A 14,360-nucleotide genomic window follows, 5' to 3' on the forward strand; every position below is an offset into this window, starting at 1 on the left:
GCATGCCCATGCTTCCCCACACCGTACGCACCCATCCGGTGGGGAGCGGCGGGCGATCACGATCCGATGGTGGTTGATGGCCTCGGGAGGGACCCCAGAACATGCGGACGGTGTCGATGGCCGGCCACGAGGGGGCGGACTCGCGGTGAGCCTGCCCCCGGCCCCCGGCCCCCGGCCCCCGGCCCGAGGCCACCGCCCCGAGTGCTACCTGATGAGGCGTACCGCGTCGGCCACGACGAATCCGTCGGCGGCGTCGGAGAGTTCGACACTCGCCGACCGCCCGGCGATGAACGGGAAACTGCCGAGCGAGACCCACTGCCCCCCGCGTACGCGCTGGTCGACGCGCACGGTGGTGGACCCGTCGGCGTGATCGACGGTGTACGGCGCATTGGAAGCACGATTGGCGTGCTCCGAATACCAAACCGCCACCTCATACCGCCCACTCACCGGCACCTCCAACCGCCAGCGCACCACCGAACTACCCGCACCCGCAGGATGCGTACGATAGTTCGAGCCGTAATACCCGGCGGCCCCCATCGCGTTGTTCCACTCTCCGGAGAGGGTCTCGTACGCGGCCGAGTCATTGTCCGCGACGAGTCCGTGGTAGGTCGTGCGTACGGCGTCGGCCACGACGAATCCGTCGGCGGCGTCGGAGAGTTCGACACTCGCCGACCGCCCGGCGATGAACGGGAAACTGCCGAGCGAGACCCACTGCCCCCCGCGTACCCGCTGGTCGACGCGCACGGTGGTGGACCCGTCGGCGTGATCGACGGTGTACGGCGCATTGGAAGCACGATTGGCGTGCTCCGAATACCAAACCGCCACCTCATACCGCCCACTCACCGGCACGTCCAACCGCCAGCGCACCACCGAACTACCCGCACCCGCAGGATGCGTACGATAGTTCGAGCCGTAATACCCGGCAGCCCCCATCGCGTTGTTCCACTCTCCGGAGAGGGTCTCGTACGCGGCCGAGTCATTGTCCGCGACGGCGCCCCGGTAGGCGAAGCGGATCGCGTCGGCGACGACCAGTCCGTCAGCGGCGTCCGAGAGTTCGACCGTGCCCCCGCCGCCGGCGGTGAACGTGAAATCACCGAGTCGTACCCATCGACCCCCTTGAGTCCGCTGATCCGCCTCGACCGTCGCCTGGCCTTCGGCATGGCGGATCACATAGGAGGCGTTGGACGCCCGGCCCGGCCCGGGCGGGTACCACGCGGAGACCTCGTACACACCGCTCATCGGCACGTCCGGCCGGAACCGCACGTTGGCGGTGCCGGTACCCGCGGCATGCGTACGGTGGCTCTGGCCGTACTCCCCGGCGGCCTTCTCCACCCTGGCCCAGGTGCCCGAGACCACCTCGAAACCGGCGACGAAGTCATTGTCCGCGACGGCCTTCGGGGGGTCCGCGGGATGCCCGCCCGAGGTCAGGAACAGTTCGTCGACGGCGACGACGCCACCGCCGCCGCGCCCCTGGCCAGCCAGGGCGAACCGGATCGAGTGCCGCCCGGATGTCAGTGGGACCGTTCCCAGCCGGTAGAGCTGATAGCCCTCACCCACCGTCATCGTCGGGTCGATCAGCCCCTGATCGAGTGCCGCGCCGTCGACGCTCGCGCGAATCTGTCCCCGGTCCGCCCCGCGGTGCACCCGGACGGCCACCTCATAGCTGCCCGCTGCCACGACATCGAACGGGACATCGACGTACCCGCCGGCCGTCGGCGCCGGGTAGCGCACTGTCCTGCCGCCCCGCGCGTTGGCGTCGGACACGATCGGCGCCGCCGCACCGGTGCCGGTGCGGGCCTCCGCGGTGGCCAGTTCATATGTCTGCTGGGAGAGCCCGGGACCGGTGGCAACGCTGTCCCGCCCCTGGGTCAGCCACTCAAGGTCGAAGCGGGCGATCGAGACACGCTCCGGAAAGCCCGCGTCCTCGCCGTCCCGGCCGTAGACCAGCAGGATCGTGCCGTCGGACAGCCGCGCGAGGTCGGAGTAATAGGACGTGCCCGGATTGATCACCCGGCGGTACCGGTAGCTCGCCCCCGCGTCGTACGAGACCGAGACGGTCATGTTCTCCCGGGCCGACGCGTCCGGACCGCTGAACAGCACCCGGTCGGCCGGGCCACGACTGTACTGGAGCACGCTCGCGTCCACCGAGACGAACTGTCCGGTCGAGCCGTCGATCACGGGCGCGGACCAGCTCGTACCACCATCCGTGCTGGTCGCGGTGATGCGGTAGCGGGTGCCGCCGGAACCCCACCGGCCGTTGAGGACCACCGCCCCGTCGCCGCGTTCGTAGACACGGCTCTCGTTGACGGGATACGCGACGGACATCGGTACCTCGGCGCTTCGCCGCCAGGAGCCGGGATCGCCGTGGGCATCGCTGTACAGCATGTCGACGCCGTAATCGCGGTCCGGGTCGGGGGCGCGGTGCTGAACGGGCATCAGCAGTCGGCCGTTCCGCAGCTGTATTCCATGGCCGGGGACCGGGCTGTTGAGAGTCCAGCCGTGCGGGTTCGAGGCGAACAACGGGGTCAGTTCCTCGGGGGCCGACCAACTGGCCCCGGCGTCATCGCTCCGCTTGACGAAGATGGTTCCGCCGGAGCCCTTGTAGAACAGGCAGACCCGGCCCGTCCGCTCGTCCACCACCGGCGTCGGGTTGCCCCAACTCTGGCCCGTCTGCCTCGCGACCACGGGCACACCGGCCGACCAGTTGCGCCCGCCATCCACACTGCGGCGGACCAGGAGATCCTTCTCCCCGCCGTCGCCCTTGACGAACCGGCCCTCGGTGAAGGTGAGCACCACATCGTCGGGCAGCGCCTGCCCGTCCCCCGCGGGCGGCACGATTCCCGCGGGTATGACCGTCAGACCCTGCACATGGAAGCTGGCGTAAGCGTCGTCGTCGGTCGAATCCCACAACTCGGACTCGGCGAACGAGCCCGCGTCGGCGACCGCGTCGGCCACCGCGTCGGTAGAGGCCGCGACCGGGTCCACCCCCCGCACCGCGCGCCCTGCCACCGCCGACCCCGCCGCGCCGCTTTCCGCCGCCGTCGGCGGGGCCGCGAGCGCCACCGATACCAACAGACTCATGCCCATGACGCGAAGCATCGTTCTCCGGAACCGGCGCTTCATCCCCTGCCCCCTCGCGAATCGACGACCGCCGCCCACGTGCTCGCGCCCGCCTGCGTGCGTGTCTCCATCCGATCGTTCGACCTGAATCTCCTGATCAGCGACGCCCCGGCCGAGCGCGGTGGCGACGCAGGGCTGAAGAGTAGCCGTAGGGGGCTTCGGGCCCGGCCACCGTCGCCGTCCGTTCACGAAGGCGACACGGCGGGCACTGCCTTCATATCGGGACGACCGGGGTCAAGCGTGAAGACGGTCCCGTCCGCGGTGCAGATGATCAGAGCCCCGCCGTGGAGCAGCACCTTGGGATAGTGCGAGTCCATGGTGACTCCCGCGTGCGCCTGGGTGTCCCACAGTTCCTTGCCCGTACGCGTTTCGAGGGCCACCACGCGCCCGCTCCCACTGGTCAGATACATGATGTGCCCGCCCTGGTCGAGCGTGGGCTCGCCCAGCCCTTCCGGTGTTGTCTGAGTCGCCCACAGTTGCTCGCCGGTGTCCGGCGACACGGCCGTCACCGCGCCGTTCGACCGTACGAAGTAGAAGGTGCCGCCCACCGGCATGGCGTCTCCTCGATACTCGCCCCGGAACCGCACGGTCCGCACGGAGCCGGCGGCGGGGTCGAACAGGGCCGCACGGGTGTAGATCATGTCGTCCAGCGCGGTGCCGGTCCCATCCGAACGCCACTCCACGAACACCAATCGGCCGTCGTGGGTTCCGATGAGGTTGCCGTCGGGCAGGTTGGTCACGCGGCGCGAAGTCCCGTCGTCCAGGTCGAAGACGAGAAGGACGGGATTGAGGCTCGCGGAGGCTGCCTCACAGAGCACGTACGGGGCGTCATCGCCCTTGAGGGGATAGCAGTCGTGGTCCGCGGGCAGCTGTCCGGTCCAGCGTTCGGCCCCTGTACGGGCTGCCCGGGCCGTCACCGACCGCTCGCTCCGGTCCACGATCAGGATGAGGTCCCCGAACAGGAAGCCATCGATGTTCTGGGAGTCCGCCGGGTGGGTCCAGAGCCGTGTGCCTTTCTCGGTGTCGAGACCGACGACATTGGCCTCGCCATCGCCGTCCATGGATGTTGTCTCCAGCACGAGTACCGCGCCGTCCCGCACACCGATGACAGCCGTCATATACACATCGTCCAACGTCACGGACGCCACGGACGCGGTACGCCAGACCGTCTCACCGGTCTTCGCGTCGATACGGACAGGAAGCACGCCATCGCCACCGCAGTAGAGGGAGTCGTCGTCCGTCACGCAGTTCGAACCGCCGCCCGTCTGCATGCTCTTGACGGTCTTGACACCGTTGGACGCGGGTTCGTGCAGGGTTGTCTGCCAGGGGTGCCAGCCGCTGGGCACCGGCTTCCATCGCGGACTTGGACTCGTGGACGGCGACGGGCCGGTGGACTGTCGTACGGCCGCGCCGTTCGCCGAACCCTCGTTCCCGTCCCACCGCGCGACGACGAGGTAGGCCGCGAGACCGAGAGCCAGGACGCCGGCGGTGACGGCGAGCGCCGGACGCAACCCTCGCCCGCGTGCGGTGCGTGCCGTGGCCACGTTCCCGGCCCCGACGGTGGAGGGCCCGCCTTCGGGAGTGACGGTCGGCACGTCGTCCGGCGCGGGTCCTGGCAGGGCCGCGAGCAGGTGTGCCAGTTCGCCGAGTTCCGGCCGGTCCCCGGGCTCCTTGACCAGACAGCGTGCCACGATCTCCCGCAGCGGCGGCTCCACCCCGTCCAGCACCGGATCCTCGTTCATCACCCGGTGTGCCGTCAGGTACGGGCTGTCCGCGTCGAACGGCCCACGTCCGGTCGCCGCGTACACGAGCAACGCCGCGAGCGAGAAGACGTCCGAGGCCGGTTCCACCGAGCGGGGATCCTGCAACTGCTCGGGAGACATGAACGGCGGCGTGCCGAACAGGTCCCCTGTCCCGGTCAGGGTCTGGTTCTCCGCCGCACGCGAGATCCCGAAGTCGATGACGCGGGGACCGTCCTGGGCCATCAGCACGTTCGCGGGCTTGAGATCCCGGTGCACCACCCCGGCGTGGTGGATGTCGTGCAGCCCTTCGACGAGCCCCAGCGCGAGCAGCCGTAACGCGGAGCCGCCGAGAGGGCCGTGCGTGCGGACCCGGTCGGCCAGGGACGGACCGGGCACATATTGGGTGGCCATCCACGGCCGTGCCGCCTCCGCGTCCGCGTCCATGACCGGCGCGGTGAAGGCTCCGCTCACCCTGCGTACGGCCGTGATCTCCCGGCGGAAGCGGTCACGGAAGACCTGATCCTCGGCGTACTGGGCGTGGACCACTTTGACGGCGACCTCGCGCCCGGAGCGCGACCTGCCCAGGTAGACAACTCCCATGCCCCCGGAACCAAGACGGTCGACCAGCTTGTACCCGCCGATCGAGCGTGGATCGTCCTTGCTGAGCGCCACTGTCCACATCCCTCCGCCCGCACGGCAGTTATGCCATCAGAGTAGAAGGGAGATTGCCGGGACAGAGTCGGGAGAGTGATACGGGTGATCGTGGCGCCGGCCATCGCCTCCGACAAAAGCTTTGCGTGGCCCGCCGCCCGGATGATGGGCTGGCGCGGTGACCGACCACGATGAGGCAAGGGCCGTCCGACCGTTGACACTGCACTGGCTTGGGTGAGTCGACAGCTGAAGGCAGGCGAACGGATCGTCGGAACCGAGGCGTTGCACGGCGGCATCTCCGCCGAAATGCGGAGGCTGACCATCCGCGCGCGGGACGGAGGCACCCGCGACCTGGTGCTGCGGACCTTCGTCGACGTGGAGCACGCCGAGGACTCGCTGAACAGGGAGGCAGGCGCCCTGACCCTGCTCCCGGGGACCGGCGTACCGGCTCCTGGACTGGTCGCGGTTGATCCGACCGCCGCGCATTGCGAGTACCCCTCGCTCCTCATGACGCATCTGGCGGGCCGGACGGTCCTCGATGACGAGGGACTGGAGACGCGCGTCCCTCTGCTGGCCCGTCAACTCGTCGCGATCCACGCGTTGCGACCCGCCAACCGGCCCGGTAAGTATGTGGCGTTGACGACCGCCGACACCGTCGTGGTTCCTCAGGGCGCCCACACGGCGGCGTGGGCCGCGGCGATCGATGTGATCCGCGAGCCCGCGCCGCCCTATGCGGGGCGATTCCTGCACCGGGACTTCCACCCGGGCAACGTGTTGTTCGACGTGGCGCCCCCAGGGCAGGACGGTACCCGGATCACCGGCGTCGTCGACTGGGCGGCCACCTCCTGGGGCCCAACGGATCTCGATGTGGCGCACTGCTCCACCAATCTCGCGCTGCTGCACGGTCCGGCGTGGGGTTCCCGGTTCGCCGAGGCGTATGAGGAGGCCGGCGGGGTGCTGGCCGCGGACGCGGGCGAGCGGCTGTACTGGCGGGTTCGGGACGCTCTGGCGTTCTCGGAGGAAGTGCGGGCGGTGTCGCGGCCGTGGCGGGAGGCGGGGAGGACAGAGCTGACGACGCGAGCCGTGGAGGAGCGGCTGGACGCCTATGTCACCGCGTTGATGGACGCACCGCGCCGTCGGACCCCCGGCTCTGCGCCGTCAGGCTGAGTAGCGCATTACTCACGACATGACACCGCCCCGAAGGTAGGTTTCCCACCGCCCGCGGAGCACGTGCGGAACGGCTCCTGGGCACGGCCGCCGGACTGAGACGTCCAGCGGTGCTCCCCAGTGAAATCGACTGATTCCGCATCACCTGTTCCAGCTGTGAATCACCCCTCCCCGACCGAGGAGAACACATGCATGGCGGAAGCAATGGCAGAGGAAGCACGGCCCGGGGTGTCGTCAGGGAAGTCGGCTCCGGCTTCCCGCGGCGCGTACTGGCCGGACTGATCGCGGCGGTGGCGCTGCTGACGGGTCTGGTGACGGGTCCGTCCGCCATGGCGGCGGATCTGCCGTACGGTCCGTACACCTGCGCGGCGGGCTTCGTATGGCGGGAGGCGGTGCCGGCCGACCTCGTGTGTGTGACACCGCAGATCCGCTCGCAGATCACGACGGAGAACACGCTGGGCCCGTCCCGCCGGGAGCCGAATGGCGGCGTCTACGGGCCGGACACCTGCAAGCCGGGTTTCGTCTGGCGCGAAACGCGGCCGTCGGACCGTGTCTGCGTGCCGCCGGCCAGCCGCGACCAGGCCCGTGCTGACAACGCCAACGCTCCGTGGCGGCTGGCGGACCCGGGTGCGACGCCGCGCGGCGGGGTGTCCGTCTCCACCACATTCCACCAACTGGGCGGCTATCTCTACGCCACGGGCAGCGGACTCGGTCCGAACGGCGTCGTGCGGTTCTACGCGGTCGGGATCAACACGACCGGGCCGTACTCGCTGGGCTCGCTGAACGTCAGCGCCTCCGGCACCCTGCCCGGGTGGCAGTACGTCGCGGACATCAGGTGCCGGGGCGGACAGACGCAGCCGGCCACCATCGTGGTCCTCGACCAGAGCTCGGGCCTGGTGACCACCGCCGGCACCACGGATGCCTTCCGCCACTGCGGATGAGCCGCTGAACCGCCGCTGAACCGCGAACCGCTGAACCGCTGAACCGCTGAGCGGACTCGCGCGGAAGACGGCTCGCGACGTATTACGCACGGACGGCCGGGTGCGGCGCCATCCATCGCGCCACACCCGGCCGTCCCCCGTGCAAAGCCCTTGGTCGGCCATTGGTCGACCAAGGGCGGGCCTGTTTAGTAATACATAAAGGCGGGGACGAGTCCCGTGGGACCCGGCTGAGCGATGAGCTCCCCGGCTCCTATTCCTGCGCCGTTCGCGACGTTGACCACGTCGTAGACCGAGCCATAATTTCCCATCCAGTGCCACCCGGGCACGGCGGCCACCGCCTTCGTGGCGGAGCAACGCTCAACGAGTGCGATTCCTTCCTTGACGGAAAGGACTTTGTCACTGGTCGGCGCGTTACAGGTGGAACTCACGGCTGTCGGCGCCTTGGGGGCGGACGCGTCCGCGGCCGACGTCGAGAAGACCGCCAACCCGATGAGCAGGGCGGTTGGGGCGGCCGCCAGGGCGGCGATTCGTCTCCGGTGCATGATTGACCTCCTGGAGAAAGTCGCAAGGTGCTTCGGGCTGAACACTCCGTCCAAGCTAACGGCGCAATGCGCGACAGTCGATAGCGCGGCGTGAATATGAGAAGGGAGTGGCAGATTAATGCCAGTGGTTTCTTTGTTCTTCTCGGAATGATCCCGGAACACCAAGGAGCCGCATTTATCGCTTATGGTCAGACATTGAACGTGAGTCGAACTCGATCAGAACTCGCAGGGTGCACGGGAGAAGGCTTGTACAGAATTCCTTTGCTCCATCGCGAAGGCATAGAGAAGACCCGCATCGACCATCACGAAAGGACGTCCTCAACACCGGGGAGGTGTGTCACGGACGCCGCCCGGGCCGTCTATTCGCGATCCGACCTTGGCTCCGCGGTGCCGTCGGAGGGCGTGCCGGGTGTGGTGTGGAGGATCTCGCGGGCCTGTTCCGCGGCGCGGATGATGCTCTCGCCGATGAAGTCGACGAAGCGGGCGATGTTCTCCAGGCGAGCGGCGGCCTGGGTGTGGCGGCCGAGGATGGCGACGCCCTGCCGTGCGGTCTCGGCGAGTTGGATGTTGCCTCGGGCACTGGCGATCGTCGACTGGTACCAGACGTCGCTGTCGGCGACGTAGCGCTCACGGCGGCCTTCGTCCGGTTCCCGGCGCACGAGGCCCTGGCTTTCGAGGAACGTGATCGCCTTGGAGATGGATGCCGGGCTGACCTGGAGGTGCCGGGCGAGTTCGGACGCGGTGAGGCTGCCCGCGTCGGCGATGAAGAGGCAGGTGAGCACGCGGGCCATCATCTTGGGCAGGCCCGATTGCATGAGGAGGGTGGTGAAGGTCTCCTCGTATTCCCGTACCGCCTCGGGGTCACGTCCAGGGGCCTGCGCGGGGGTGTGGGGCCCCGGGGGCGCGATCCGCCGGCGGCGGTGGGCGCGGCGTTCGGTGGCGCGGTGGGCCAGGTCGGCGCGGTAGGCGGTGGGACCGCCGTTGCGCATCACCTCGCGCGTGACCGTCGAGGTCGGGCGGTCGAGGTGCCTGGCGATCTCCGCGTAGGCGAGGCCGTCGGACAACCCCAGCCCGATCTGCTGGCGTTCCTGCTGGGTGAGCCTGCCTCCCGGCATCGCGATCTCCTTCGTACGCACTCCGTGATGCCTCCAACATAGCGTTCACTCTCCATCCAATGCAACGAGTTGGGTCCCGACGTTGCGTTGACGTCACATTCGTTGCAACGAATAGAGACGCTTGACCTGCGAGTATTTGCTTCGCAAGCAACGATGTCGTTGCGTGATTGTCGAACGCTACGTAGCGTTTCCGGTGTCAGAAACCACAAGCGCCAGAGGAGAGCATCATGCGGAAGTTCGACACCCCCACCCCGATCGCCGCCGTCCTGGACATCACCGCGGGACGCGTCCAGCTCATCGCCGCGGACCGGGCCGACACCACGGTCGAGATCCGGCCCTCGAACGCCTCGAAGAGCCGCGACGTCAAGGCCGCCGAGCAGACCGAGGTCGAATACACCGACGGCGTCCTGCGGATCGGCACCCCGGCGGCGGTGAAGCACCAGATCCTCGGCCCCTCCGGATCCATCGAGGTGACCGTCAAGCTGCCCGTCGGCTCCCGCGTCGAGGCCAAGGCGGCCGGCGCCGAATTCCGGGCCGTCGGACGGCTCGGCGACGTCTCCTTCGACGGTGCGCACGGCGCGACCAAGATCGACGAGGCCACGAGTGTCCGCCTCACCGCCCTCGCCGGTGACGTCTCGGTCGGACGGCTGAGCGGTCCCGCGGAGATCAGCACCCAGCAGGGCGACATCCATATCGCCGAAGCCGTACGCGGCACGGTCGTGCTGCGCACCGAGTCCGGCGATGTGTCCCTCGGCGCCGCTCACGGAGTCTCCGCCTCGCTGGACGCCGGCACCGGCTACGGCCGGATCCACAACTCGCTCAAGAACACCGAGGGCACCGCCGACCTGAACATCCACGCGACCACCGCCCACGGCGACATCACCGCCCGCGGCCTCTGACTCTCCCCCGCGACCTCCGACCCACGGCTTCCGAAGGAGCACCAACATGACGAAGAACGCGATGTCCCCGGCCGATTCGAAGTGGACCGGCATGGTGCCGATCGACGACACGGCCCTCGCCGTCACCGACACCGGCGGCCTCGGTATCCCCGTGCTCTACCTCAACGGCCAGTTCGCCACTCAGGGGTACTGGCGACGGGTCATCGCCGAACTGGGCGCGGGATGGCGGCACATCACCTACGACGAGCGGGCTCGCGGCAAGAAGTCGAAGCGTTCCGCGGACTACTCCTTCGAGGCCGCGGTCCGGGACGTCGACGCCGTGCTCGCGGCCAGAGGTGTGGACCGGGCGCTGGTGGTGGGCTGGTCCTACGGGGCCTTCGTCGGGGCGCACTGGGCCGACCGGCATCCGGACCGCGCCCTGGGCGCGGTCCTGGTCGACGGCGCTTTCCCGTACGACTGGCTCGACGAGGCCATGGAGCGGCGGATCCGGAAGATGTTCCGGCGGATGGGCTGGTTCACACCTCTGCTGCGCCCGACGGGTCTGACCCCGAGGATGACCGCCGACCAGCAGGCGGACAGCAACATCGAGCTCGGCAGGCTCTCCCGCGAGCGCGAACTGGGCCCCGTACTGGACAGCATCACCGTCCCTGTGCGTTATGTGGTCGCCTCGGGGACGTCCCTCGGCAGCCGCGGCGATGAGCAGGAGAGAATACGCACCAGCCTCGACGCGGTGACGGCCCGCAACGCGAACATCCGAGTCGCCGCGAAAGTCGCCAGCAACCACGGTGCGATCCTCAAAAGGGACTTCGCGGCCATCGCCGAGGCCGTACGCGAGGTCTCCGCCCTCGACCATGGGGGGCGCGGGTAAACGCCTGCCGGGCCATTCTCGGTTCGACAGCCGCTCTGTTCTGCCAGGAGGACACAGGCAACCTCCGCACGCGGATCGCGGTCTAGCTGATAATCGCCCAACCAGTCCATGTGATACGAGAAGAGTCAGGCACCATGGCGCATCTCCGGTTCTCGCTGCTCGGCCCGTTACGGATCTTCCGGGACGGCGTCCCCTTGGCCGTGGGGTATCCGCAGCAGCAGGCGATGCTCGCCGCGCTGCTGCTCAGGCCGGGGCGTGTCGCCGGGGCGGCCGATCTGTCCGACGCGCTGTGGGGCACGACCCCGCCCACGAAGGCCGTATCGACGTTGCGGACCTACGCCTGGCGTTGGCGGCGGATACTCGCGGCCGGGCAGCCGGATCTGGACGTACTCGTGACGTCCGGCGACGGCTACCGGCTCCACGTCCCCGAGCAGTCGATCGACGCCTTCCAGGTCACCGAGCTCACCGCCCAGGCGGACCGGGCCGGTGCCCAGGGGCGGCCCGAGCAGGCGAGGGAACTGCTCCGGCAGGCCCTGGAGTTGTGGCAGGGCGAGCCGCTGGCCGGAATGCCCGGCCCGTTCGCGGAGCGGCAGCGCCAGCGATTCGGCGAGCTGCGTCTGACACTGCTCGAAGAGCGTCTGGCGTACGAGCTCACGCTGGGCCACGCGGCGCGCTGCGTGCCGGAACTCACCGAGTTCACCACCGAGCACCCCCTGCGTGAACGTCCATACGGCCTGTTGATGACGGCTCTGTACCAGGCAGGGCGGTCCGCCGACGCGCTCGGCGTCTCACGCGGCGCCCGACAACTCCTCGTCGACGAACTCGGGGTGGAGCCGGGACCCGCGCTTGAGGAGCTGCACCAGCGCATCCTTGAGCGCGACCCCGCTCTGGCGTCCCCGGCGTCCGAGGTGATCAGCCTCGTCGGCGGCGCGGAGGCGGATGGGGAGAGGGAACGGGCGAAAGAGCGGCAGGAACCGTCGCCGAGCCCCCGACCGCTGCCCACTCCGGCCCATCTGCCGCCCCAGGAGCCCGACTTCATCGGCCGCGAGGATCTCGTCGACGCGCTCGACCGGTGCCTGCGGGAGCCGGAGCGCAGCACACCCGCGGTCGCCGTCCTCGTCGGCATGGGCGGCGTCGGCAAGACGTCGCTCGCGCTCCATGTGGCCCACCGGGTACGGGGCGCCTTCCCGGACGGGCAGTTGTACGCGGATCTGCACGGCGGGGACGCGGAACCGAGCAGACCCGAGGTCGTCCTGGCGAACTTCCTCTCGGCGATGGGCATCGCCGCCGACGCGCTGCCGGACGACATCGAGGCCAGAACCGCGCTGTTCCGGTCCATGGTTGACGGCCGCCGGATGCTGATCGTGCTCGACAACGTGCGGGACGCCGGGCAGTTGAGGTCGCTGTTGCCCGCTGCCAAGGGCTGTGCCGTGGTCGTGACGAGCCGGAGCCGGATGGCCGGTCTGCCGGTGACCTTGCAGGTCGAGGTGGACGTGTTCCACAGCACGGAGGCCACCCGGCTGCTGCGCCGGGTGATCGGTGAGGCGCGGGTAGCGGCCGAGCCCGAGGCGGCGCTCGGACTCGTCGAGGCGTGCGGGTTGCTGCCGCTGGCCGTGCGGATCGTGGCCGCACGGCTCGCCTCCCGCCCCATGTGGTCCCTCGCCGGCCTGCGGGAGCGGCTGACCGTGGAGTGGCGTCGCCTGGACGAGCTGCGCGCCGGTGAGCTGGCCGTCGAGGCGGTGTTCGAGCTCAGCTACCGCCAGCTGACGGGCGAGCAGGCGGCGGCGTTCCGGCGGCTCGCGGCGGTGGACTGCGGGGAGATCGGCGTCGCCGCGGCCGCGGCGATGCTCGCGACGGACGCCGATGACGCCGAGGACACCCTTGAGTCATTGGTCGACGCGTGCCTGCTGGAGTCGAGGGTGCTCGGCCGCTACCGCTACCACGACCTGTTGCGCGACTTCGCACGCCGCAAGTCGCGCGACGAACGGACCGACGAGGCGGCGGCCATCCAGGAGCGGCTGCTCGACTTTCTGCTGTCGACGGCCTGCGAGGCGTTCCGGCACGCCGTCCCCGCCGACCCGGTGGCCAGCGCCTTCGCCCCGCCCGGAGTGCCCCCTCTGACCTTCGACGACCTGGGCGCCGCCCGGCGATGGGTGCTGGTCGAGGCGGCGGAGGCCGGTGCGCTGGCGGCCCAGATCGCCTCGGCGACGGCTCGTATGCCGGACAAGGGGGGCGCGGCGACGGACGCCCCGCGCTACGAGGACGAGGTGCGCCGACTGCGTCGCGCGGTCGATCTGCTCATCGCGCTCAGCCCGTTCGGTGTCGGCAACCGCTACGCCGAACTGGTGTCCACGGCGGACGCCCTGGTGCACGCGGCCGTGCGGCTCGGCGACCGCAGGGCCGAAGGGCGGGCCCGCTTCCTGCGGTGCACGATCGCCCTGTCCGCCGCACGGTTCGCCGACGCCGGGACGGAGGCGAGGTCGGCGCTCGCGGCGTGCCGGGAGGTGGGTGACACCGTCGTGCTCCAGCAGGTCCTCAACGATCTCGGCCTCATCGCCCAGTACATGTCGCGGTACCCCGAAGCCGTCACGTACTTCACCGAATCCATCTCCCTGGCACGTGAGCTGGGGCACCGCTCGGCCGAGACGGCGACCATGGTGAACGCCGCGCTCGCGCAGGTGCGTGCCGGGAACCCCACCGAGGCGGTGGGGGTCTGCGGTCAGGTCCTGGACAGTGGTGCGTACCCGCAGGACAGTTCGGGACGGGCGTACGCCATGTACGTGCTGGGCCTCGCGCTCCAGGCCCTGGGCGAGCACGACAAGGCCGTGTCGTGGTTCGAGGCGTGCCTGGAGCTGTGCGCGAGCGCCGACCTGCACTCCCGCAGTGTGCACGCGCGTTATCGCCTCGCCGAGAGTCTGCGCGCGCTCGGTGACCTCGAACAGGCCCTGCCGCACGCCGAACAGGCGCTGGCGCAGTGTGAGGACATCGTGTTCGAGCGGGACCGGGGGTACGCCCTGACTGTCCTCGGCCATGTCCTCGCCGACCTCGGGCGCACGGTCGAGGCGCAGGTGCTGTGGGAGAGCGCGCGCACGCTGTTCACGCGCCTCGACCTGCCCGAGGCGGCGGCGCTGCCGCGCCGCCCGGACCTTGAGTTGACCGGGGGCTCCGGGTGACCGGTGCTCCAGGCGGGTAACCGGCGCCCGTATCGCCGGGAGCCCGGCCCAGCCCAGCCCGGGCCCTGCTGGGCCCTGCCCTGCCCTGCTCGGCTCGGCTCGGCTCGGCTCCCGGCGATACGGCGTTGTCCGTCCGTGCCGT

General features: G+C 69.8%; 9 protein-coding genes. 5 read left to right on the forward strand and 4 right to left on the reverse strand.

From position 1 onward, the window contains the following. Positions 1-204: 204 nt before the first annotated feature. Together ABTZ59_RS31245 and ABTZ59_RS31250 are read right to left on the reverse strand one after the other, a co-directional pair. Positions 205-3,081 carry a golvesin C-terminal-like domain-containing protein gene (locus tag ABTZ59_RS31245; protein WP_351420823.1) on the reverse strand — a complete coding sequence of 959 codons (2,877 nt, stop codon included), beginning with the start codon at positions 3,079-3,081 and terminating at the stop codon, positions 205-207. A gap of 224 nt (positions 3,082-3,305) precedes the next feature. Beyond that, entirely contained in the window at positions 3,306-5,543 is a 2,238-nt protein-coding gene (locus ABTZ59_RS31250) for a protein kinase domain-containing protein (protein WP_503003790.1), read from the reverse strand. 204 nt (positions 5,544-5,747) lie between these two features. Between ABTZ59_RS31250 and ABTZ59_RS31255 the strand changes: the two genes are divergently transcribed. Both ABTZ59_RS31255 and ABTZ59_RS31260 read left to right on the forward strand, forming a co-directional pair. Then, positions 5,748-6,680: a phosphotransferase family protein gene (locus ABTZ59_RS31255; protein ID WP_351420831.1), complete on the forward strand. Its 933-nt coding sequence runs from the start codon at positions 5,748-5,750 to the stop codon at positions 6,678-6,680. A gap of 188 nt (positions 6,681-6,868) precedes the next feature. Further along, positions 6,869-7,621 (forward strand): hypothetical protein, encoded by a 753-nt coding sequence (locus tag ABTZ59_RS31260; protein WP_351420834.1) that lies wholly within the window; start codon positions 6,869-6,871, stop codon positions 7,619-7,621. Between the two features lie 185 nt (positions 7,622-7,806). Here ABTZ59_RS31260 and ABTZ59_RS31265 read toward each other — a convergent pair whose 3' ends face one another. Both ABTZ59_RS31265 and ABTZ59_RS31270 read right to left on the reverse strand, forming a co-directional pair. After that, positions 7,807-8,163, reverse strand: coding sequence for a hypothetical protein (locus tag ABTZ59_RS31265; RefSeq protein ID WP_351420837.1), 357 nt, complete (start codon positions 8,161-8,163; stop codon positions 7,807-7,809). Positions 8,164-8,522: 359 nt separating this feature from the next. Further along, on the reverse strand, positions 8,523-9,278 hold the full coding sequence (locus ABTZ59_RS31270) for a GbsR/MarR family transcriptional regulator (protein WP_351420840.1): 756 nt from the start codon (positions 9,276-9,278) through the stop codon (positions 8,523-8,525). Between the two features lie 227 nt (positions 9,279-9,505). On the opposite strand from ABTZ59_RS31270, the gene ABTZ59_RS31275 reads away from it, so the two are divergent. The 3 genes from ABTZ59_RS31275 (at position 9,506) to ABTZ59_RS31285 (ending at position 14,218) form a co-directional block, all read left to right on the forward strand. Continuing rightward, a complete protein-coding gene (locus ABTZ59_RS31275) occupies positions 9,506-10,177 on the forward strand; it encodes a DUF4097 family beta strand repeat-containing protein (protein WP_351420843.1) in 672 nt (223 codons plus the stop codon). Between the two features lie 46 nt (positions 10,178-10,223). Further along, the gene (locus ABTZ59_RS31280) at positions 10,224-11,045 is read left to right on the forward strand and encodes an alpha/beta fold hydrolase (RefSeq protein ID WP_351420846.1); all 822 of its coding nucleotides are present in this window, start codon (positions 10,224-10,226) and stop codon (positions 11,043-11,045) included. Positions 11,046-11,179: 134 nt separating this feature from the next. Next, on the forward strand, positions 11,180-14,218 hold the full coding sequence (locus ABTZ59_RS31285) for an AfsR/SARP family transcriptional regulator (protein WP_351420851.1): 3,039 nt from the start codon (positions 11,180-11,182) through the stop codon (positions 14,216-14,218). Positions 14,219-14,360: the final 142 nt, after the last annotated feature.

Source organism: Streptomyces sp. NPDC094034 (genome assembly GCF_040303865.1).
GTDB lineage: Bacteria > Actinomycetota > Actinomycetes > Streptomycetales > Streptomycetaceae > Streptomyces.

Bases quoted from the DNA above. Each gene is read 5' to 3' on its own strand.
- ABTZ59_RS31245 (WP_351420823.1), bottom strand. From the start codon at position 3,081: ATGAGTCTGTTGGTATCGGTGGCGCTCGCGGCCCCGCCGACGGCGGCG.
- ABTZ59_RS31250 (WP_503003790.1), bottom strand. From the start codon at position 5,543: ATGTGGACAGTGGCGCTCAGCAAGGACGATCCACGCTCGATCGGCGGG.
- ABTZ59_RS31260 (WP_351420834.1), top strand. From the start codon at position 6,869: ATGCATGGCGGAAGCAATGGCAGAGGAAGCACGGCCCGGGGTGTCGTC.
- ABTZ59_RS31265 (WP_351420837.1), bottom strand. From the start codon at position 8,163: ATGCACCGGAGACGAATCGCCGCCCTGGCGGCCGCCCCAACCGCCCTG.
- ABTZ59_RS31270 (WP_351420840.1), bottom strand. From the start codon at position 9,278: ATGCCGGGAGGCAGGCTCACCCAGCAGGAACGCCAGCAGATCGGGCTG.
- ABTZ59_RS31275 (WP_351420843.1), top strand. From the start codon at position 9,506: ATGCGGAAGTTCGACACCCCCACCCCGATCGCCGCCGTCCTGGACATC.
- ABTZ59_RS31280 (WP_351420846.1), top strand. From the start codon at position 10,224: ATGACGAAGAACGCGATGTCCCCGGCCGATTCGAAGTGGACCGGCATG.
- ABTZ59_RS31285 (WP_351420851.1), top strand. From the start codon at position 11,180: ATGGCGCATCTCCGGTTCTCGCTGCTCGGCCCGTTACGGATCTTCCGG.